The organism is Liquorilactobacillus mali, assembly GCF_001437155.1.
GTDB classification, from domain to species: domain Bacteria; phylum Bacillota; class Bacilli; order Lactobacillales; family Lactobacillaceae; genus Liquorilactobacillus; species Liquorilactobacillus mali_A.
This window is the reverse complement of record NZ_JQAR01000007.1, coordinates 1-20290: the sequence shown is the minus strand read 5'-3', so window position 1 is coordinate 20290 and position 20290 is coordinate 1. Positions and strand designations below refer to the sequence as shown.

At 38.3% G+C, this 20290-nt stretch carries 17 protein-coding genes; all 17 read left to right on the top strand.

What is annotated here, in order from left to right:
• Positions 1–19: 19 nt before the first annotated feature.
• Positions 20–463: a GatB/YqeY domain-containing protein gene (locus tag IV36_RS04725; protein ID WP_003690208.1), complete on the top strand. Its 444-nt coding sequence runs from the start codon at positions 20–22 to the stop codon at positions 461–463.
• 332 nt (positions 464–795) lie between these two features.
• Positions 796–1773, top strand: a complete 978-nt coding sequence (locus tag IV36_RS04720; RefSeq protein ID WP_003690209.1) for a PhoH family protein — start codon at positions 796–798, stop codon at positions 1771–1773.
• A gap of 4 nt (positions 1774–1777) precedes the next feature.
• Positions 1778–2257 carry an rRNA maturation RNase YbeY gene (gene ybeY / locus IV36_RS04715; protein WP_056991041.1) on the top strand — a complete coding sequence of 160 codons (480 nt, stop codon included), beginning with the start codon at positions 1778–1780 and terminating at the stop codon, positions 2255–2257.
• Positions 2241–2642 (top strand): diacylglycerol kinase family protein, encoded by a 402-nt coding sequence (locus tag IV36_RS04710; protein ID WP_056991040.1) that lies wholly within the window; start codon positions 2241–2243, stop codon positions 2640–2642. Before ybeY ends, IV36_RS04710 begins: the two co-directional genes overlap by 17 nt.
• 12 nt (positions 2643–2654) lie before the next feature.
• Complete coding sequence (era, locus tag IV36_RS04705; RefSeq protein ID WP_056991039.1) at positions 2655–3557, top strand: GTPase Era; 903 nt, start codon at positions 2655–2657, stop codon at positions 3555–3557.
• Between the two features lie 32 nt (positions 3558–3589).
• Positions 3590–4390, top strand: coding sequence for a DNA repair protein RecO (gene recO, locus IV36_RS04700; RefSeq protein ID WP_056991038.1), 801 nt, complete (start codon positions 3590–3592; stop codon positions 4388–4390).
• A 299-nt stretch (positions 4391–4689) separates the two neighbouring features.
• Complete coding sequence (gene glyQ, locus IV36_RS04695; RefSeq protein ID WP_056991037.1) at positions 4690–5607, top strand: glycine--tRNA ligase subunit alpha; 918 nt, start codon at positions 4690–4692, stop codon at positions 5605–5607.
• A 1-nt stretch (position 5608) separates the two neighbouring features.
• A complete protein-coding gene (gene glyS, locus IV36_RS04690) occupies positions 5609–7684 on the top strand; it encodes a glycine--tRNA ligase subunit beta (protein ID WP_056991036.1) in 2076 nt (691 codons plus the stop codon).
• Positions 7685–7987: 303 nt separating this feature from the next.
• The gene (gene dnaG, locus IV36_RS04685; RefSeq protein ID WP_056991035.1) at positions 7988–9835 is read left to right on the top strand and encodes a DNA primase; all 1848 of its coding nucleotides are present in this window, start codon (positions 7988–7990) and stop codon (positions 9833–9835) included.
• 11 nt (positions 9836–9846) lie between these two features.
• The gene (gene rpoD, locus IV36_RS04680) at positions 9847–10971 is read left to right on the top strand and encodes an RNA polymerase sigma factor RpoD (RefSeq protein WP_056991034.1); all 1125 of its coding nucleotides are present in this window, start codon (positions 9847–9849) and stop codon (positions 10969–10971) included.
• A 271-nt stretch (positions 10972–11242) separates the two neighbouring features.
• On the top strand, positions 11243–12160 hold the full coding sequence (locus tag IV36_RS04675) for a PLP-dependent cysteine synthase family protein (protein ID WP_056991033.1): 918 nt from the start codon (positions 11243–11245) through the stop codon (positions 12158–12160).
• A gap of 15 nt (positions 12161–12175) precedes the next feature.
• Positions 12176–13321, top strand: a complete 1146-nt coding sequence (locus IV36_RS04670) for a trans-sulfuration enzyme family protein (protein WP_056991032.1) — start codon at positions 12176–12178, stop codon at positions 13319–13321.
• A gap of 77 nt (positions 13322–13398) precedes the next feature.
• Positions 13399–14169, top strand: a complete 771-nt coding sequence (locus IV36_RS04665) for a nucleoside phosphorylase (protein WP_235810242.1) — start codon at positions 13399–13401, stop codon at positions 14167–14169.
• A gap of 224 nt (positions 14170–14393) precedes the next feature.
• Positions 14394–15092 carry a tRNA (adenine(22)-N(1))-methyltransferase gene (locus IV36_RS04660; RefSeq protein ID WP_056991031.1) on the top strand — a complete coding sequence of 233 codons (699 nt, stop codon included), beginning with the start codon at positions 14394–14396 and terminating at the stop codon, positions 15090–15092.
• Positions 15085–16200, top strand: a complete 1116-nt coding sequence (locus IV36_RS04655) for a Nif3-like dinuclear metal center hexameric protein (protein WP_056991030.1) — start codon at positions 15085–15087, stop codon at positions 16198–16200. Before IV36_RS04660 ends, IV36_RS04655 begins: the two co-directional genes overlap by 8 nt.
• 15 nt (positions 16201–16215) lie before the next feature.
• On the top strand, positions 16216–17463 hold the full coding sequence (gene pepT, locus IV36_RS04650) for a peptidase T (RefSeq protein ID WP_056991029.1): 1248 nt from the start codon (positions 16216–16218) through the stop codon (positions 17461–17463).
• Between the two features lie 137 nt (positions 17464–17600).
• Positions 17601–20198 carry an ATP-dependent chaperone ClpB gene (gene clpB, locus IV36_RS04645; RefSeq protein WP_056991028.1) on the top strand — a complete coding sequence of 866 codons (2598 nt, stop codon included), beginning with the start codon at positions 17601–17603 and terminating at the stop codon, positions 20196–20198.
• Positions 20199–20290 lie beyond the last annotated feature (92 nt).

The following is a 20290-nucleotide window of genomic DNA, read 5'->3' as shown; positions in this document are numbered from 1 at the left end:
CTAAGGAGGGGTAGAACTGATGAGCTTACTTGATTCATTGAATAATGATTTGAAAACTGCGATGAAGGCTCACGATAAAGAGACCTTAAGTACTGTTCGCATGCTGAAGGCTGCAGTTACTAATGAACAGATTAAGGTTGGTCATACTTTGACCTCTGATGAAGAAGTTAGTGTCTTGTCTCGTGAACTAAAGCAACGTAAGGATTCAGTTGATGAGTTTACATCAGCTGGCCGAACCGATTTAGTTCCTGCACTTGAGAAGGAAATCGAGATTGTCGAACGTTATTTGCCGGAGCAACTTAGTGAGGACGATGTAAAGTCTATTGTTGAAGAAACGATTCGACAGGTTGGAGCAACGTCTAAGGCTGATTTCGGTAAGGTAATGGGCGCAGTTATGCCTAAACTCAAGGGTCAAGCTGATGGGAAGATTGTTAACTCAGTTGTAAAATCATTGTTAAACTAATTAATATAGATTGTAGAGAGGATTGTACTAAAACTTTGGTTTTGGTACAATCTTTTTTCGTGTTTTGAGTAATTTGGATAGGATAGGTAAGTATCATTATAAACTAGGCTTTGATGAGGATGAACGGTAAAAGTAAATTCAAAAATTCTTAATTTTTAAAGTGATGTTTGAAGTTTTGTGCTCTCTACAGCAATCTTCTTTTTACCTGTCATTTACAGTGACATTTTTTATATTGGTTATCCTTTACCTAGATGGATTAGTAGACTTTATTAGATAATGGTTTTATGCTATGATTTAAGCATAATATGGTTATTTGAAGGAGCCCATGCGGATTGACGGAAGAACAATTAGTTGAAAAAGAATTCAGGTTAGAAGATCCACAACAAAGTGTTGCATTATTGGGTACTCATGATAAGTACATCAAGTTGCTCGAAGAAAGTGAAGAGGTTGTTGTAAAGCCTTTTGGCGAAATTATCAAGATTAGCGGTTCGTCAGAGGCAGTTGATAAGACGATTGCGATTTTGAAACAATTGAGTGAGTTGCTTAGTCAAGGTGTTGCAGTTAGTAGTACGGATGTTCTATCAGCTATTAAGATGGCTAATCGTGGTACGTTAACATATTTTCAGGATTTGTACACCGATATACTTTTGAGAGATCAAAAGAAGAAACCGATTAGGGTCAAGAATTATGGTCAGCGTCAATATGTGCAGGCTATTACTAATAATGACTTGGTTTTTGGAATTGGACCTGCCGGAACAGGTAAAACATTTTTGGCCGTTGTAATGGCGGTGGCTGCATTGAAGAAGAATAAAGTTGAACGGATCATCCTAACAAGACCAGCAGTTGAAGCTGGGGAGTCCCTTGGCTTTTTGCCAGGTGATTTGAAGGAAAAGGTTGATCCATATCTGCGTCCTGTTTATGATGCCCTTTACAGTGTTTTAGGTAAGGAGCACACTGAACGTTTGTTGGATCGTGGTGTTATTGAAATTGCACCACTCGCCTACATGCGTGGGCGTACTCTTGAAAATGCTTTTGTAATTCTTGATGAAGCACAAAATACAACAAGAGCACAAATGAAAATGTTTCTTACGAGACTCGGATTTGGATCCAAAATGGTTGTCAATGGTGACAAGACGCAGATTGATTTGCCTAAGGGACATAGTCAAAGTGGTCTCATAGATGCGGAGAAAATTTTAGTGGGACGACCACATATCAGTTTTGTCAATTTTGACGCAGCTGACATTGTCCGTCATCCTGTGGTTGCAGAAATCATTGATGCATATTCAAAACAAGGTGAAGAAGAGGGTTAAACTAATGGATTTAGAGATTTTTGATGAAACTGAGAAGGTTTCTGGAGAAAGAATTGAACTGGTAAAGAATGTATTGAATTACGCAGGAAAATACATCAAGCTGCCTGATAATACGGAAATGTCAGTTACTTTAATGGATAATGCGCGGATACATGAAATAAATAAGAAGTATCGTGGTGTTGATAAACCAACTGATGTTATTAGTTTTGCAATTGAGGAAACTAGTGAGGATGATGTCCCAATAATTTTGCCTGATGATGAAGAATTCAACGTTCCCAAAAATATCGGTGATATTATGGTTTCAATGGATAAAGTCAAGGAGCAAGCAGAATATCTTGAACATTCTGAAGAACGAGAGCTTGGATTCTTAGTCGTTCATGGCTTTTTGCATTTGAATGGATACGATCACATGCGTAAGGAAGATGAAGAAGTTATGTTTGGACTACAACGTGAGATTTTGGATGCCTATGGACTTAAAAAATAAACGTGCTGCGAAGTGGAAACATCATCATTTTTGGGTATCTTTTTGTCATGCATGTCAGGGATTGAAGACAGCTTGGAAAGAAGAACGTAATTTGCGTTTTCATTCTATCATGACGATCTTGGTGCTGTTTGTCGGTTTAGTCTTTAGGGTCACAGTGATGGAATGGCTATGGCTGGGTTTGAGTATCACCATTGTTTTAGTGTGTGAACTAATTAATACTGCAATCGAAAATGTTGTTGATTTAGTCGTTGGAAATCAAAGCAATAAGTTGGCAAAAAAAGCAAAAGACATTGCTTCAGGAGCCGTCTTAGTTGCCTCTTTGTTTTCCTTAATTGTTGGACTCATAATTTTCTTGCCTTATTTATGGCATGTATTTTTTTCTTAGAAAGGATATTAAATGCAAACAAAAAAACATTCTGGTTTTATTGCAATAATCGGGCGGCCAAACGTTGGCAAGTCAACTTTTTTGAATCAAGTAATTGGTGAAAAAATTGCGATTATGAGTGATAAGGCACAGACAACAAGAAACAAGATTCAAGGAATCTATACAACTGATGATACGCAAATTGTATTTATCGATACCCCAGGGATTCACAAACCGCACAGTCGTTTGGGAGATTTCATGGTTGAATCAGCATTATCAACCTTGAATGAAGTTGATGCTGTGATATTTATGGTTAATGCAACCGAGAAAAAAGGACGCGGAGACGAGTTCATCATTAAGCGGTTGAAACAGGTCAAGCAGCCGATTTTCTTGGTGATCAACAAAATTGATAAAATTCACCCAGATGCACTTTTGGGAATCGTCGATAGTTATCGCGAGGATTTGGATTTTGCCGAGGTTTATCCTATTTCTGCATTGCAAGGAATTAATTGTCCAGAATTGGTCAGTGCAATCAGTAATGTACTTCCGGAGGGCCCGCAATTTTATCCTGATGATCAGGTGACTGATCATCCAGAACGTTTTATTGCAGGTGAGTTGATTCGCGAACAAGTCTTAGATTTGACTCACGAAGAGGTTCCTCACTCTGTCGCAGTGATTGTTGAACGAATCAAACGCGAAAATGAAGAGAAAGTATTAGTACAAGCAACCATTATTGTTGAGCGTTCATCGCAAAAAGGTATTTTGATCGGCAAGGGCGGCAAAATGCTTAAGACAATTGGAACAAGAGCCCGTAAGGAAATCGAAGCAATGCTTGGTGATAAAATTTATCTTGAGCTTTGGGTGAAGGTACAGCCTAACTGGAAAGACAAGAAAGCTGATTTACAAGCACTTGGTTATAAACAAGATGATTATTAAAAGATAGTTTTAGAAATACCGAGGTGAAATCTGTGGGCACCACTAAAATGGCTGAATTTTCCGGAGTCGTTGTTTATCGCAAGGATTACCGTGAACGGGATATGCTGGTTAAAATTTTGACAGATCACTATGGATTCAAAATGTTCTTTGTTAGGGGTGCACGAAAACGGGGTTTTAAGTTAGCCGCTGCTATTTTGCCATTTACTTCAGCGACTTTTATCGGAACTATCAATGACAGCGGACTTTCTTTTATCTCTGCAGTGAAAGAAGTTAAACAGTTTCAAGCTATTTGTAACGATATCGTGTTGAATGCTTATGCTTCGTATGTCCTTGGACTTGGTGAGGCTGCTTTTGGGGATGCTGTTCCATTGAACCTCTGGTACGAAAAGTTAGTGCATGTGTTGAAGGCAATTGATAGCGGAATTGATGCAGCAATTCTTACAAACATGGTTGAAGTGCAAATGCTTGGTTTTTTTGGTGTCAAGCCAAATTTAGTTAATTGTGTGGTTTGCGCTGAAAATCATGGTGAATTCGATTTTTCACAGAGCCTGGGTGGTTTGTTGTGCCAAAAGCATTGGAATATGGATCCACAGAGAATGCACTTGGATAAAAGGACCATTTTCTTTTTGAGACAGTTTAGCGCAGTTGATATCTTAAAGATTGGCAATATTAGTGTTAAAGATGATACAAAGAAGAATTTGCGGGCAGCTCTTGATCAAATATATAATAATGAGGTCGGTGTTAACATCAAGGCTAAGCATTTTATTGATGAGATGGGGAAATGGCCAAAAGAGATACTGCATAATTCGCAGGATGAAAAAACTAAGGATTGACAAAACACAAATAAACGACTATTCTTACTTGGTAGATAAATGTGAAGGTAATGATGAAAAAGGGTGTCTGATATTTTGCTCAGCAGCGAGTCCGGATAGTGTAAGCGGACAAGTAGAAGTTTGACACTGGCGTTTTTGGAATCTTCATAACATGAATGAAGCTGCTAGCTATGCTAGAAATAGGGTGGAACCGCGATTAATAGAAAGTCGTCCCTATGTAACCGCTGATTGTGGTTGCATAGGCTTTTTTGTGTCCAAACCATTTTCAGTAGCCAAATAGTAAAATTAGGAGGAAGAATATGTCAAAGAAGTTAGCCTTACAAGATATTATCTTGACCTTGCAGCAATTTTGGTCAAAACAAGGATGTATGTTGATGCAATCCTATGATACTGAGAAGGGTGCAGGAACGATGAGTCCATATACATTTTTACGTGCAATTGGGCCAGAGCCATGGAATGCAGCTTATGTTGAACCATCTAGAAGACCAGCAGATGGCCGTTATGGTGAAAATCCAAACCGTCTGTATCAACATCATCAATTCCAAGTAATCATGAAACCATCACCTTCCAATATTCAGGAACTCTATCTTGATAGTTTACGCGCATTGGGACTCGATCCTAAGGAACATGATATTCGTTTTGTTGAAGATAATTGGGAAAATCCTTCAATGGGTTGTGCCGGTGTTGGTTGGGAAGTTTGGTTGGATGGAATGGAAATCACACAGTTCACTTACTTCCAACAAGTTGGCGGGCTTGAGGTTCGTCCCGTTGCAGCCGAAGTTACGTATGGCTTGGAACGTCTATCGTCGTATATTCAAGATGTTAATTCTGTTTTTGAATTAGAATGGGCAGATGGTGTTAAGTATGGCGATATATTTGGTGAACCTGAATATGAACATTCAAAGTATTCATTTGAAGAGAGTAACCAAGAAATGCTGTTTAACTTCTTTGATACATATGAAGAGGAAGCTAAGAAACAGATTAAAAATGGACTCGTTCATCCTGCATACGATTATGTTTTGAAATGCAGCCACACTTTTAATCTGTTAGATGCAAGAGGTGCCGTTTCTGTGACAGAACGTGCTGGTTATTTGGCACGCATTAGAAACATGGCAAAAGATGTGGCAAAAGCATTCGTAGCAGAGCGTAAAAAATTAGGATTTCCGTTGATTAAGGATGAAAAGTTGCGCCAAAGTTTATTAAAGGAGGACAAATAATATGACCCATACATTTCTATTAGAGATTGGCTTGGAAGAAATTCCAGCACATGTTGTAACTCCAAGTGCGCAACAACTAACAGAACGTGTCAGTTCATTTCTAAAGGAACAACGTTTGTCTTTTGAGCGTATTGAAACATTTTCAACACCTCGTCGACTGGCAGTTAAGGTTTTGAACTTGGCTGATCAACAAGCAGATATTGAAGAGGAAGCAAAGGGACCGGCTCGAAAGATTGCACAAGATGCTGAGGGCAACTGGTCTAAGGCCGCAATTGGTTTTTCTCGTGGACAGGGGATGACACCTGATGATATTTTCTTTAAAGAATTAAAGGGTGTTGAATATGCTTATGTAAACAAATTCATTGCTGGTAAAAAGGCAATTGAGATTCTTAGCGGTGTTAAAACTGCAGTTACTGCGATGGTATTTCCTACAATGATGCGTTGGGGAAGCAATGATTTTAAATTTGTACGTCCATTAAAATGGATTATTGCCCTATTGGATAATGAAGTTATACCATTCAGTATTTTGGATGTGAAATCTGGGAATGTTACGAAAGGGCATCGTTTTCTGGGCAAGGATGTTACGATACAAGATGCTGATGAATATCCTAAGGCACTAGTCTCAGAATATGTGATTGCTGATAGTCAGGAAAGAAAGAACTTGATTGTTCAACAGATTAAGGATTTAGCTGCTAAGAATGACTGGAAGATCATTGTTGATGATGACTTGCTCGAAGAGGTTAATAACTTAGTTGAGTATCCAACTGTTTTTGCTGGTAGTTTTGACAGAAAATATTTGGAGATTCCTGATGAAGTTTTGATTACTTCGATGAAAGATCATCAACGTTTCTTCTACGTGCAAGATGAAAATGGCAAACTATTGCCTAATTTTGTTTCTGTTAGAAATGGTGTAAAAGACAATATTGACACTGTGATTGCAGGAAATGAAAAGGTTTTGACCGCGCGACTTGAAGATGCTGCATTCTTCTTCCATGAAGATCAAAAAAATTCAATTGCGGATTATGTTGAACGTCTAAAGAAAGTTATGTTTCATGACAAGATTGGAACAACTTTTGAAAAAATGGAACGTGTACAGTTACTAAGTGCTATTCTTGCAGATTACTTGGACTTTGATGAAGAGAGTAAGGCTAACTTGAAACGTGCTGCACAAATTTATAAGTTTGATCTGGTAACGGGAATGGTCGGCGAATTTTCAGAATTACAAGGTGTAATGGGTGAAAAATATGCGCTTATAATGGGAGAGAAACCAGAAGTTGCGACAGCAATCAAAGAACATTACATGCCAATTTCTGCAGAAGGTGAACTTCCACAAACAACTGTCGGGGCCTTATTAGCAGTTGCTGATAAGCTAGATAGTATAGCAGCGTTTTTTGCGGCAGGAATGATTCCAACTGGGTCAAATGATCCTTATGCACTTCGACGACAAGCCGCTGGGATAGCTCGGATAGTGATGAATCAAAATTGGTCATTATCTGCAGTTCAGCTATTCAATGTTGTAGAAAAAAATGCGGTAGCAAATCCTGAACTGTATCAAAAGATTAGTCCTGCTGATACAGAAACAGAAGTTACGACTTTCATTGTCGAACGCATTAAGAAAATGCTTGAAGCACAGCATTATAATTTTGATGTGATTGAGACGGTAACGGCTAAAACAACAAATGGCTTTAAGGAAATGCTTGAGGCTGCCAAGGTTCTTAAGGCTCATAGCACTGATAAAGACTTCAAGGATACGGTCGAAGCGACCACACGTGTCTTGCGACTTGCTAAAAAAGCGGATTTGGCAGCAGATGTTCAGCTTAACCCTGAATTATTTGAAAATGATGCTGAGAAAGTTTTAGCAGATAGAGTAGCTGAGATTGAGGAAAAGAATTTCAATAATGTTGAGGAAATATTCCAAGCATTACGAGGGATGCGTGTTGTTATTAACAATTACTTTGATGAAACGATGGTAATGGCAAAAGACGCAGATATCCGTAATAATCGTTTGTATCAGTTAAGTTTGTATGCTTCATTTGCCTATAAGTTGGGAGACTTAACGAAATTAAACGTTAAGTAAAGCTGATTGATTATGGCACATGTTTATATTGAATAAACTGGGAGATCAAAGCAAAATCTAATTTTTGAGGCCAACACCATTATTCCTAAGAAAAGAAACTTGACGTAACTAATTTTAATCGAGATTTCTTTATTCTTTGATTTTTATCCTTATTATTGTATAATTGTAAATGATTCTTTTTAGAGTGTTTATACGAAAAAATAGCCGGTTGATTAATGAAAATCAATCGGTATTATTTCTTTAAATCTGTTTTTTAGGCAATTGATGTTTCGGTGTACTGGGAGAGTTAAGCGAGGTGATTTTGTGAGCCAACGAATACCTGAACAGGTGATTGAAAATGTCAGAAATAATGTTAATATTGTTGATATTGTGGGACAGTACGTGCAATTAAGCAAATCGGGCAGAAATTTATTTGGCCTTTGTCCTTTTCATGAAGAAAAAACACCGTCTTTTTCGGTATCAGAAGAAAAACAGATTTTCCATTGTTTCTCGTGTCATAGAGGCGGAAATGTTTTTAAATTCATCATGGAGATTGAAAATGTTAGCTTCCCTGAGGCAGTTTTGAAAGTAGCTGAGTTGGGTAATATTGAAATTGATAAGGAAATTCTGCATGATTTTGATTCTTCAGATGGGGAATCTTCCAATTCAAGAAAGCTAAAGAAGGTTCATGCGGATGCGGCTCAACTTTACCATCACATCTTGATTAATACTCAAATTGGTGAAGAAGCTTTGAGTTATTTGCATGAGCGAGGCTTAAACGACGATCTCATCAATGAGTTCAATTTGGGATATGCACCTGAAAAGGCAATACTTGCGGCTTTCTTTAAGGAACGTAAAGTTGCTGGCGAATTACTAAGAAAATCTGGTCTGTTTGTTGAATATGGCGATGGAACCATGAACGATCGCTTTCGCAATCGGGTTTTGTTTCCAATTAGAGATGCTCAAGGATCTACTATCGCTTTTTCGGGGCGTTTGTTGCATAAGGATGATAAGCAGCCTAAGTATTTAAATAGTCCCGAGACAGAGCTTTTTAATAAGCGGAAGGTCCTTTTCAATTTCGACAAGGCTAAAAGTGAAATTAGGCAAAAAAAGTTTGCTATTTTGTTCGAGGGATTCATGGATGTTTTGGCCGCTTATCGTTCCGGTGTAAAAAACGGAATTGCTTCTATGGGAACAAGTTTAACTAATGAACAAATTTATCTGCTTGAAAGAACCACGAATGAATTATTTCTGTGTTATGATGGTGATGAGGCTGGCCAAAATGCGATAGCACGCGCATTAGAATTGCTTGAACCTGTAACCAAATTAAAATTGGGAGTCATCAGAATCCCTGAAAAATTAGATCCTGATGAATATGTACAAAAGTACGGCGAGCCCGCTTTTGAACAGCTGATATCTGATGCACATGAGACGAAGATTGCTTTTTACATGCGGCATTATCAGCAAAATCGAAACTTAGCAAACGAGAGTGATCAGCTTGCCTATATTGCAGATGTGATGCAGAAATTGGCAGTTATCGAATCGCCGGTGGAACAGGATTTATATCTTAATCAACTAGCAAGCCGTTTTTCACTTGAAAAGGATAGTTTGAAACTCCAGTTGCGTGAGTACATTGGAAAGTTCAAGCCTCAAAAACAATTCAGAGCTGCTAAAGAGAGTAATTTAAGGGCTCTTAGCAGTAGGAGTACTGCTAATTCACAGAAATATTCGCGGGTTGAACGTGCAGAGAGACTCTTATTATATCGGATACTGCATGAACAGAATACACGGATTAGACTGAGAAATTATGCGGACTTTTCGTTTGTTCATGATGATTATCAGTTAGTTTACACTATTTCAGAAGGGTATTTTAATGCATATCCTGAATATGAGACTGCTAGATTTCTAGATTTTTTGGATAATGAGCGAGCTAGACAGCTTGTCGTAAGTCTTGAACTGGATAATTATGCCTTGGAATCAAGTGATGAGGAATTTGAAGATTGTATTAATGTGATAAGCAAGGAATCACCACTTGAACAGTCAATTGCTGAAATAAAGCATAAAATAGCAGATGCAAAAAAAGTTAATAATAATGAACTTGTTACTAGTTTGACGATAAAACTAGTATCATTACTTCAACAGCAGCAAACGAATAAATCTGCATCATTATAAGGAGGCCCAACATGGCAGAGAACGTAAATAAAGAAACTGAAAGTGCAGCATATACTAAAGCCGTGAATGAGTTAATTAAGGAATATAAGGCACAAAAAGAAATTAACTATGATGATTTGAGTGAAAAAATAGTTACCCCCTATAGCTTGGATTCAGGTCAGATGGATGAACTTATTCAGAAACTTGAAGACTCTGGTATTTCAGTTGTGGATGAAAAAGGTGAACCAAGTGAACATAGTTTAAAGGCCGCTTCGGGCGTTGCTGAAAAGGCATCAAGTGAAAAGAATGTATCGGCACCTGCCGGGGTTAAGATTAATGATCCAGTTAGAATGTACCTTAAGGAAATTGGACGCGTAAATTTGTTAACGGCTGACGAAGAGGTTGCTTTAGCGTTGAAGATCGAGGAAGGCAACGAGGAATCAAAACAGCGTTTGGCTGAAGCTAATTTACGTTTAGTTGTTTCGATTGCTAAGCGCTATGTTGGTCGCGGCATGTCTTTCCTTGACCTTATTCAAGAAGGAAATATGGGGCTAATGAAAGCTGTTGAAAAATTCGACTATCGTAAGGGATTCAAGTTTTCTACCTACGCGACATGGTGGATTAGGCAGGCAATCACGCGTGCAATTGCGGATCAGGCCCGTACAATTCGTATCCCGGTTCATATGGTTGAGACAATTAATAAGTTAATCAGAATTCAAAGACAAATGTTGCAGGACCTTGGGCGTGAGCCAGTGCCAGAAGAAATTGGTGCTGAAATGGATATGCCAACGGATAAAGTTCGTGAGATTTTGAAAATTGCGCAAGAACCAGTGTCACTAGAAACACCAATTGGTGAAGAGGATGATTCGCATTTAGGTGACTTCATTGAAGACCACGATGCTACTAGTCCCGCTGATCATGCAGCATATGAGTTATTGAAGGAACAGCTTGAGAGCGTACTTGATACATTAACTGATCGTGAGGAGAACGTATTACGTCTGCGTTTTGGTTTAGATGATGGCCGTACACGTACTCTTGAGGAAGTAGGGAAGGTCTTTGGTGTTACCCGTGAACGTATTCGCCAAATCGAAGCAAAGGCATTACGCAAGTTACGTCATCCTTCACGTTCAAAACAGTTAAAAGACTTTTTAGAATAAAATATACTTGCTTTTTAGAAACAAATGGTTTATTATTCAATTTATCAAGAAAAGAGGTTTGACAGATGGTTGCACTTAACTTTAAAAAAGTGAATAACGCATGTTGCTGTCTCATTCCGCGTGTTAGTGTGGATGAAACGGCTACTTTGGGTTGGAATCTTTTTTGTAGATTGAGTTAAGAAAAATTCCATTTGAAGAGCTTTCCAGGCTGAGGCGCGAATCTTATAAAGATTCGTGCCTTTTTCTTTTCAAAAAATAAGGAGGATTTACGATGATTTATCATACTGTTGAAGAATTAGTAGGAAATACCCCGCTTTTGGAACTAAACATCAATGTTGCTAACGATTCTCATATTTTTGCAAAAATTGAGTCAACTAATCCAGGGGGAAGTATTAAGGATCGGCTTGGTTTTTATATGATTGAACAGGCAATCAAGGAGAATAAGTTAAAAAAGGGAATGACAGTAATCGAACCAACTGCTGGTAATACCGGTATTGGCGTTGCAATGGCAGCATCACATTATGGAATGAGAACTATACTTGTTGTTCCGGAAAAATTCAGCCAAGAAAAACAGACACTGATGCGAGCTCTTGGGGCGAAGATCGTACATACATCCAGCGAAGATGGTATTGTAGGTGCAATCAAAAAGGCAAGAGAATTAGAGGCAAGTACTGAAGACAGCTATGTTCCCATGCAATTTGAAAACTTGGATAACCCAGATGCCTATTATCATAGTATTGCCCCAGAGATTTATACTGAAATGAAAAACAATGATTTACAGATCAATGGTTTTGTTGCCGGCGCTGGTAGTGGTGGAACATTCGTTGGTATGGCAAGATATTTCAAAGAACAAAACAAGAATATCAAAACGGCCATTGTTGAACCCGAAGGCTCGATTTTAAATGGTGGGCCAAAACATGCTCATCGGACTGAAGGAATCGGGGTCGAGTTTATTCCACCATTTCTTGAAAAAAATAATCTTGACTATATTTATACAATTAGCGATCAAGAAGCATTTGAATTAGTTAAGAAACTTGCAAAAGACTATGGTATCTTTGCTGGAAGTTCAAGCGGTGCGGCATTAGCAGCCAGCTTGAAATTAGCTGAAAAATTACCAACTGGCAGTAACATCGTAACAGTTTTTCCAGATAGCAGTGAGCGTTATTTAAGCCAAAAAATATACGATTAAAGGGAGTTAATAAAAATGAAATTTAATACAAAGTTGATCCATGGTGGAATCAGTCAAGACAAAGCAACAGGCGCAGTTACTGTACCTATTTATCAAACATCAACGTACGCACAAAAAGAATTAGGTGGGACACCGGCTTATGAATATTCAAGGACGGGTAATCCCACTAGAGAAGCTGTTGAAGGCTTGGTTCGTGATCTGGAAAATGGAACCGCGGCTTTTGCTTTTGCATCAGGTTCGGCTGCAATACACACCGTATTTACACTTTTTTCAGCAGGTGATCATATCATCGTAGGTAACGATGTTTATGGTGGAACCTTCAGACTAATTAATACAGTTTTGACAAGGCTTGGCTTAACATTCACAACAGTTGATACACGAAATATTGCAGAGGTTACCGCAGCTATTAAAGAGAACACGAAAGCAATTTATCTTGAGACACCAACGAACCCTTTGATGCGAATTACTGATATCAAGAAAGTATCGCAATTAGCAAAAAAAAATGATTTATTGACAATTGTTGATAATACTTTCGCGACACCATACATTCAGCGTCCACTAGACTTGGGTGCAGATATTGTTGTGCATAGTGCCTCCAAGTATTTGGGAGGACATAGTGATTTGATAGCTGGCTTAGTGGTAGTCAATAATCAGGATCTAGCAGAGCAGGTAGGTTACTTGCAAAATGCAATTGGTGGAATTTTAGGACCGCAGGATAGTTGGTTGCTGCAGCGTGGGATTAAGACCTTGGCAGTTAGAATGGATGCTCATCAGCGCAATGCTGAAGCAATTTACCAATTTTTAAAAGATGATGATCGAGTTGCAAAAATTTATTATCCTGGTGATGAAACCTCTGCAGATTTTGCAGTAGTCAAGAGCCAAATGAATGGATTTGGCGGGATGCTTTCTTTTGAACTAAAAAAAGGACTTTCGGTTAAGAAATTTATTGAATCGCTGCAATTGATCACGCTTGCTGAGAGTCTTGGTTCAGTTGAAAGCTTGGTCGAGGTCCCAGCAATAATGACGCATGGTTCCATACCAGAGAAAATTCGGCTGGAAAATGGGATTTCAAATGAGTTGATTCGACTATCTGTGGGAATTGAGCAGGCCGAAGATTTACTAAATGATTTGCAAAGAGGGTTAAATGCTGCTGCAAAGTAATATTCATCGATATTGTTAACAACTAGGATTTGTGTTACCATCAACTGAATAATTAGTTCTGTTGTGGGGGTTATACTATGTTGTTGGAAAATTTTGATGCTAGTGAAGGAATAATTACACCTTGGGAAAGTGATTTAGAAAAGGCAGTGCCGATTTTACCCAAGACATTGATTATGCCATTTGATAAGGACATAAATTGGCAAATAACCCAAGATCCAAGATATCAAGAAATTGGTGTTCAACATAGTATTGTCCAAGATGCAGTAATTGGAAGTTATGAGTGCGGCATGCAAAAGTTTACCATTGCAGGTGCTGACTTGGGTGCTCCGGCTTTAATTGGCAGATTGGAAGAATTGATGTCCGGTGGAATTGAAAATGTGATTTTGTTTGGGACATGCGGTGTCTTGGACAAAAATATTGCCGCACATCAACTAATTATTCCAACTAGTGCAATCAGGGATGAAGGAACTAGCTTTCACTATGTACCTGCGAGTGATGAAATACAGATGAATCCAAACTCAGTCGCGAAATTGATAAAAATTCTTGATGAATTGAATGTTAGCTATACGACTGCTAAAACCTGGACGACAGATGCTTTCTTCCGTGAAACGCCAGAAAAAGCAAAAGAAAGAATTGCGATGGGCTGCTCGGTTGTTGATATGGAAGCTTCGGCTGTTGCTGCTTGGGCGCATTATCGGCATAAAAACGTTTATCAGTTTTTTTACACAGCGGATCATTTGAACATTGAAACGGGTGTTTGGGATAGGAGAAGTGATGAACGTGCACAGGCTCCATCAGTTTATGACTTTTTTGAGTTGGCACTTGAGATTGGGATTAGACTGAAATAATCAGTGTACTTACAAAGAGGATGCAGAGAAGATCAGTAAAATTTCGATATATGGAATAAACAAAGAGAATAGGTTAAAACTTAATTTTTGAATTAATTCATTGTAAAGACTGCGACGAGACAATTGTTTAAGGCAGTCTTTTTTTGCACAAAATATCATTTTCTTTCATCTTTTTTTATTACTGAATTTTCGCTATACTTTAGTTATAAGAAGGAGTGTTTTTAATGGACGCAAGACATTTATCACAGCGACTTTTGAGGATTGCCTCATATGTACCTGAGGATGCAAGACTGGCTGACATTGGATCTGATCATGCTTATTTGCCGGCATATCTTGGATTGAATAACCAACTTGCTTTTGCAATTGCTGGTGAGGTGGTTGAAGGACCATATCAGAATGCTGTCAATGAAATAAAAAAAGAAGGATTGAATAATCTGATTAAGGTTCGTCATGCTGACGGACTAGCAGCTATCAATATTGAAGACAACATCAATGTGATCACAATTTGTGGAATGGGAGGCCCTTTGATTAGTGAGATTCTTGAAGAAGGACAGTCAAAATTGGCTAATCACCCATTACTGATTTTACAACCGAATGTTGGCGAAAAACAGGTTCGTAACTGGCTCTTAACTAATAGTTACAGGATCGTTGCCGAAGAAATCTTATCAGAAGATCATCATATTTATGAGATAATTGTTGCCAAGTACGATAAGAACGCCTTTGAGTTATCAGCAGAGGATTTGGAATTTGGACCTTTTTTACGACAGCAAAAAAATAAGGTGTTTGTTGCTAAATGGCAAGAAGAATTGCAGAAAATCAAATATGTTCTCGAAGAAATGAAAAAAGCAAGAGAGTTTCCAGTTGCACAAGAACAAAAAATGTTAGCAAAGATTAAACGGATAGAAGGAATATTAGATGACTGATGTTAGTGAAATAGTTGCACGCTTCGAACAATTCGCACCACAAAGCTGGGCAGAAAAAGGAGATCCGGTCGGTCTTCAATTGGGTAGTATGCAACAAGATGTCCACAAATTAATGGTGACGTTGGATGTTCGACCAGAAGTTGTTGCTGAAGCAATTAAAAACAATGTTGATTTTATTTTTGCACATCATCCTGCACTTTTTCGGCCAATAAAAAAATTCGACTTAGCCGTTCCGCAAAATAAAATGTATTCAGAGTTAATCAAACATGGCATTACAGTTTACGCAGCACATACTAACCTTGACAATGCAAATGGTGGAATGAATGATTGGCTCGCGGGTTTGCTTGAACTAACAGGCACTGAAATTCTTCTACCGCAGCGCGAAGAACGTCTATTAAAACTTGCAGTCTTTGTTCCTAAAGATTCTGCTGAAACTGTTAGAAATGCACTGACAGAGGCAGGGGCCGGAACGATCGGAGAATATCGGGATTGTTCTTATACAATCAGCGGAACTGGAAGATTTACACCGCAAGCTGATGCTAATCCAACTATTGGTAATTTATTAGAGCCAACGGAAGTTTCTGAGGATAAAATAGAAGTTGTTTTCCCCTACAGTTTACTGTCTAAAATAATGAGGACAATGAGAGCAGTTCATCCTTATGAGGAACCGGCATTTGATTTGTTTCCCATTATGGAAAGTGGAGTTAAGTATGGGATGGGGAGAGTTGGTAACCTAAAAGATGCAATGACTATCAGTGAATTTGCTGAGTATTGCAAGACAAAATTCAAAGTTGCGCATTTGCGGGTAGTAACAGCAGATCCGACACGAGAAATCAAAAGAATAGCAATTCTGGGTGGAAGTGGTGGTCAATTTTACACCGATGCTTTGCGGAAGAAAGCAGATGTTTATGTAACTGGTGATATTTCTTATCATACAGGGCATGATATAATTGCAAGTGGGTTAACGGCAATGGACCCAGGTCACCATATTGAACAAGTTTGCAAGCCACAGTTGCAGCGCTTATTCAAGAAATGGAATAATGAATATGGATGGCAGATTGAGGTAATGCAATCTGAGATAAATACGGATCCATTCATGTTTATATAAAAGGAGAAGTTATTAATGGCAAAGTATGAAAAGTTGGTTCCAAGATTTATAGAATATGTTAAAAAAGAAACTCGTTCTGATGAGAACTCAACGACTGTTCCATCAACCTCAACACAGGTGGAATTTGCAAAGGACATTGCAAAAGAATTGAAAAATCTTGGATTAGAAAATGTTAGAATCTCTGCTAAAGATGGATACGTATTTGCGACTTTACCAGCTAATATAAAAAATAAAGATGTCAAAAGGCTTGGGTTTATTGCCCATATGGATACTGCGGATTTCAATGCAAAGAATGTTTCTCCACAACTTCAAAAAAACTATGATGGGGAGTCCGTAATTAAGTTAGATAAGGCTGGCACATTAACACTTGATCCCAAAGATTTTCCAAATTTGAAAAAATATAAAGGTCATGATTTGATTACAACTGACGGAAGCACATTATTAGGTGCTGATGACAAGGCAGGAGTTGCCGAGATAATCACAGCAGTTGAATACCTAGTTAGTCATCCAGAGATCAAACATGGTGAAATTGAAGTGGGAATAGGGCCTGATGAGGAAATCGGAACAGGGGCTGCCCATTTTGATGTTGCAGGTTTTGGTGCTGATATTGCTTATACTGTTGATGGTGGCCCGTTGGGAGAACTTGAATATGAAACATTCAATGCTGCTGCTGCAAAAATAAAGATTATCGGTAAAAATGTTCATCCGGCCACGGCTAAGAACGTAATGATCAATGCATTGCAGCTTGCGATTGACTTTCATAATCAATTACCACAAGACGAAGTTCCTGAAAAAACTGAAGGACGTCAAGGCTTTTTCCATTTATTGCAGTTAGATGGGACAGTTGATGAAGCTCAAATGGCATATATTATAAGAGATCATGATCGTGCAAAGTTTGAGGCTAGGAAAGAACTATTTAAAGAAATAATTAACAAAATGAATGTACAATTTTCAGAGCCAAGACTTATTTTAGATTTAAATGATCAGTACTATAATATGCGTGAAGTGATCGAAAAAGATATGACTGTAGTTGAGCTTGCTAAATTAGCAATGAATAATTTGGATATCACACCTGTAATTTATCCCGTACGCGGGGGGACAGATGGTTCTAAGATTTCATTTATGGGATTACCGACACCAAATTTATTTGCCGGAGGTGAGAATATGCACTCACGCTTCGAGTATGTTTCAGTTCAAGTTATGGAAAAAGCCACGGATGTAATTCTCGAAATTATTAAATTAACTAGTGAGCAAAACAGTTAACACAAACCTATGTTCGTATTATAATAATAGTAGAACAAAGGCGTGTTTTATGAACACCCAAAGAAACAAACGCCGATTGAAGTAACTATTCAATCGGTTTTATTTTGTGAGTAAAAAGATGAAATGGAGTGAAGTTTATGCCAGAAGATCGATTAACAAGTGCTGTTCAGTCAGCGATTGCTGAGGCACAACAAGTAGCTATAACTAGACATCATCAAGAAATTGATATTCCAGAATTTTTCAAAGTGATTATACAACCTGGTGAGTTTGGAGCTGATCTTTTTCAGCGAACTGGAATTAATGTGGGTTTGTTTGAAAAAGAGATTGATGAGCAGCTGGATAAAATTTCAGTTGTTGAAGGACAAGTTTCATATGGTCAAAACTTTAGTCAGAATTTAGCCAGATTAATACAAGAGGCAGAACAGCTAAGACAAAAGCAAGGCGATGAGTATATTGCCTTAGATACAGTGATTTTAGCGCTTATGAAGCTTAAGAATCACCCATTAAAGGTTTATCTTGAAAAGCAAGGATTGACAGAGAAAAAATTAAAAGAAACGATCGATGACTTGCGGGGAGGAGAAAGAGTGACATCAAAAAATCAGGAAGAAAATTATAAGGCTTTAGAAAAATATGGTATTGATCTTGTAAAACAAGTTAGAAGCGGCAAACAAGATCCAGTTATTGGACGTGATGAGGAAATTCGGGATGTTGTTAGGATCTTATCACGCAAAACAAAGAATAATCCTGTGTTGATTGGTGAACCTGGTGTCGGTAAGACGGCGATTATTGAAGGTTTGGCACAAAGAATTGTACGCAAGGATATCCCAGATAACTTAAAGGACAAGAAGATTTTTTCTTTAGATATGGGAGCATTGATCGCTGGAGCAAAATATCGTGGTGAATTTGAAGAGCGTCTTAAGTCTGTCTTGAAAGAGGTTACTAAGAGTGAAGGCCAGATTATTCTCTTTATTGATGAGATTCATAACATCGTTGGTGCAGGAAAGACCGAAGGAAGTATGGATGCTGGTAACCTATTAAAACCCATGCTTGCGCGAGGTGAGCTGCATTTAATTGGTGCAACTACTCTAGATGAATACCGAGAATATATGGAAAAAGATAAGGCGCTTGAACGTCGTTTCCAAAAAGTTTTGGTGCAAGAACCGTCTGTTGAAGATACAATTTCAATTTTACGTGGGCTGCGTGAACGTTTTGAGATTCATCATGGCGTTAGAATTCATGATAATGCACTCGTAGCTGCCGCTACACTATCAAATCGCTATGTAACAGATCGTTATTTACCTGATAAGGCAATTGACCTTGTAGATGAAGCATGTGCAACAATTAGAGTTGAAATGAATTCAATGCCAACTGAGCTTGATCAGGTGACGCGTCTGTTAATGAGACAGGAAGTTGAAGAGGCTGCATTGAAGAAAGAATCAGATGCAGCATCTAAAAAAAGACTGGCAGAATTACAAAGTGAGTTAGCGGAGACGCGTGAAAAAGCCAATACATTGAAAATGCGTTGGGAAAATGAGAAAGAAGATATCCAGAAAGTCAGCAGCAAAAAGGCTGAATTGGATAAAGCAAGGCATGACCTTGAAGAGGCTGAAAATAATTATGATTTAGAGTTAGCAGCTAAATTGCAGCATGCAACGATTCCGCAAATTGAAAAAGAGTTAAAGGAATTGGAACAAGTTGAACGGCCTGATAACTGGTTAGTTGAAGAATCGGTAACTGAGAACGAAATTGCCCAGGTCGTCAGCAGAACGACGGGTATTCCTGTTGCAAAGCTAGTTCAGGGAGAAAGAGAAAAACTCTTAAATCTGCCAACTGTCTTGCATAAACGTGTAATTGGACAGGATGAGGCTGTGGATGCAGTAGCTAATGCGGTTATTCGTGCGCGTGCTGGGTTGCAAGATCCTAATCAGCCACTTGGCACATTCATGTTTCTCGGCCCAACAGGAGTTGGTAAAACGGAACTGGCTAAGGCTTTGGCTGAGAATTTGTTTGATTCCGAGAAGCATATGGTCAGAATTGATATGAGTGAATATATGGAGAAACAATCTGTGTCACGGTTGGTTGGTGCAGCCCCTGGATATGTTGGCTATGAAGAAGGTGGGCAACTGACTGAAGCCGTTAGACGAAATCCGTATACGATTGTTTTGCTAGACGAGGTTGAAAAAGCACATCCAGATGTATTTAATATCTTATTGCAGGTATTCGATGATGGGCGTTTGACGGATGGTCAAGGAAGAACTGTTGATTTTAAGAATACCATCATAATCATGACTTCAAATTTAGGATCAAGTATTTTATTGGATAATGCAAGTGATGGTAAGATCACTGCTGAGACCAAACAGCTAGTGATGAAGTTGGCACAGCAGCATTTTAAGCCAGAATTTTTGAACAGGATCGATGATATCATCATGTTTACACCATTGAGCCTTGGGGCAATTGAAGAAATTGTGGCCAAGTTCATTGATTTATTGTCAAGTCGACTGAGTGAACAAGAAGTTGAACTTAAAATTAGCGATGAGGCTAAACAGTGGATTGCTAAAGAGGGTTATGATCCTGCTTATGGAGCAAGACCGCTTCAGAGATTTATCACAAATAACGTTGAAACTCCTCTTGCCAAAGAGATAATTGCAGGTAAAATCTTACCACATTCGTTAGTTACAATTACGTTAGGTAAAGAACATAACTTGATTTTTGAGTCAACAGAAATTAAGGAATAGTAACTCCGTTTCTTGAATAAAGATAAAATAAATAAAAGAGGCTGTGACATAACTAGCCTCTGTATAAGCAAATAGGACGAGAAACCGAATTT

Bases quoted from the DNA above. Each gene is read 5' to 3' on its own strand.
- IV36_RS04725 (WP_003690208.1), top strand. From the start codon at position 20: ATGAGCTTACTTGATTCATTGAATAATGATTTGAAAACTGCGATGAAG.
- ybeY (WP_056991041.1), top strand. From the start codon at position 1,778: ATGGATTTAGAGATTTTTGATGAAACTGAGAAGGTTTCTGGAGAAAGA.
- IV36_RS04710 (WP_056991040.1), top strand. From the start codon at position 2,241: ATGGACTTAAAAAATAAACGTGCTGCGAAGTGGAAACATCATCATTTT.
- era (WP_056991039.1), top strand. From the start codon at position 2,655: ATGCAAACAAAAAAACATTCTGGTTTTATTGCAATAATCGGGCGGCCA.
- glyQ (WP_056991037.1), top strand. From the start codon at position 4,690: ATGTCAAAGAAGTTAGCCTTACAAGATATTATCTTGACCTTGCAGCAA.
- glyS (WP_056991036.1), top strand. From the start codon at position 5,609: ATGACCCATACATTTCTATTAGAGATTGGCTTGGAAGAAATTCCAGCA.
- rpoD (WP_056991034.1), top strand. From the start codon at position 9,847: ATGGCAGAGAACGTAAATAAAGAAACTGAAAGTGCAGCATATACTAAA.
- IV36_RS04675 (WP_056991033.1), top strand. From the start codon at position 11,243: ATGATTTATCATACTGTTGAAGAATTAGTAGGAAATACCCCGCTTTTG.
- IV36_RS04670 (WP_056991032.1), top strand. From the start codon at position 12,176: ATGAAATTTAATACAAAGTTGATCCATGGTGGAATCAGTCAAGACAAA.
- IV36_RS04665 (WP_235810242.1), top strand. From the start codon at position 13,399: ATGTTGTTGGAAAATTTTGATGCTAGTGAAGGAATAATTACACCTTGG.
- IV36_RS04660 (WP_056991031.1), top strand. From the start codon at position 14,394: ATGGACGCAAGACATTTATCACAGCGACTTTTGAGGATTGCCTCATAT.
- IV36_RS04655 (WP_056991030.1), top strand. From the start codon at position 15,085: ATGACTGATGTTAGTGAAATAGTTGCACGCTTCGAACAATTCGCACCA.
- pepT (WP_056991029.1), top strand. From the start codon at position 16,216: ATGGCAAAGTATGAAAAGTTGGTTCCAAGATTTATAGAATATGTTAAA.
- clpB (WP_056991028.1), top strand. From the start codon at position 17,601: ATGCCAGAAGATCGATTAACAAGTGCTGTTCAGTCAGCGATTGCTGAG.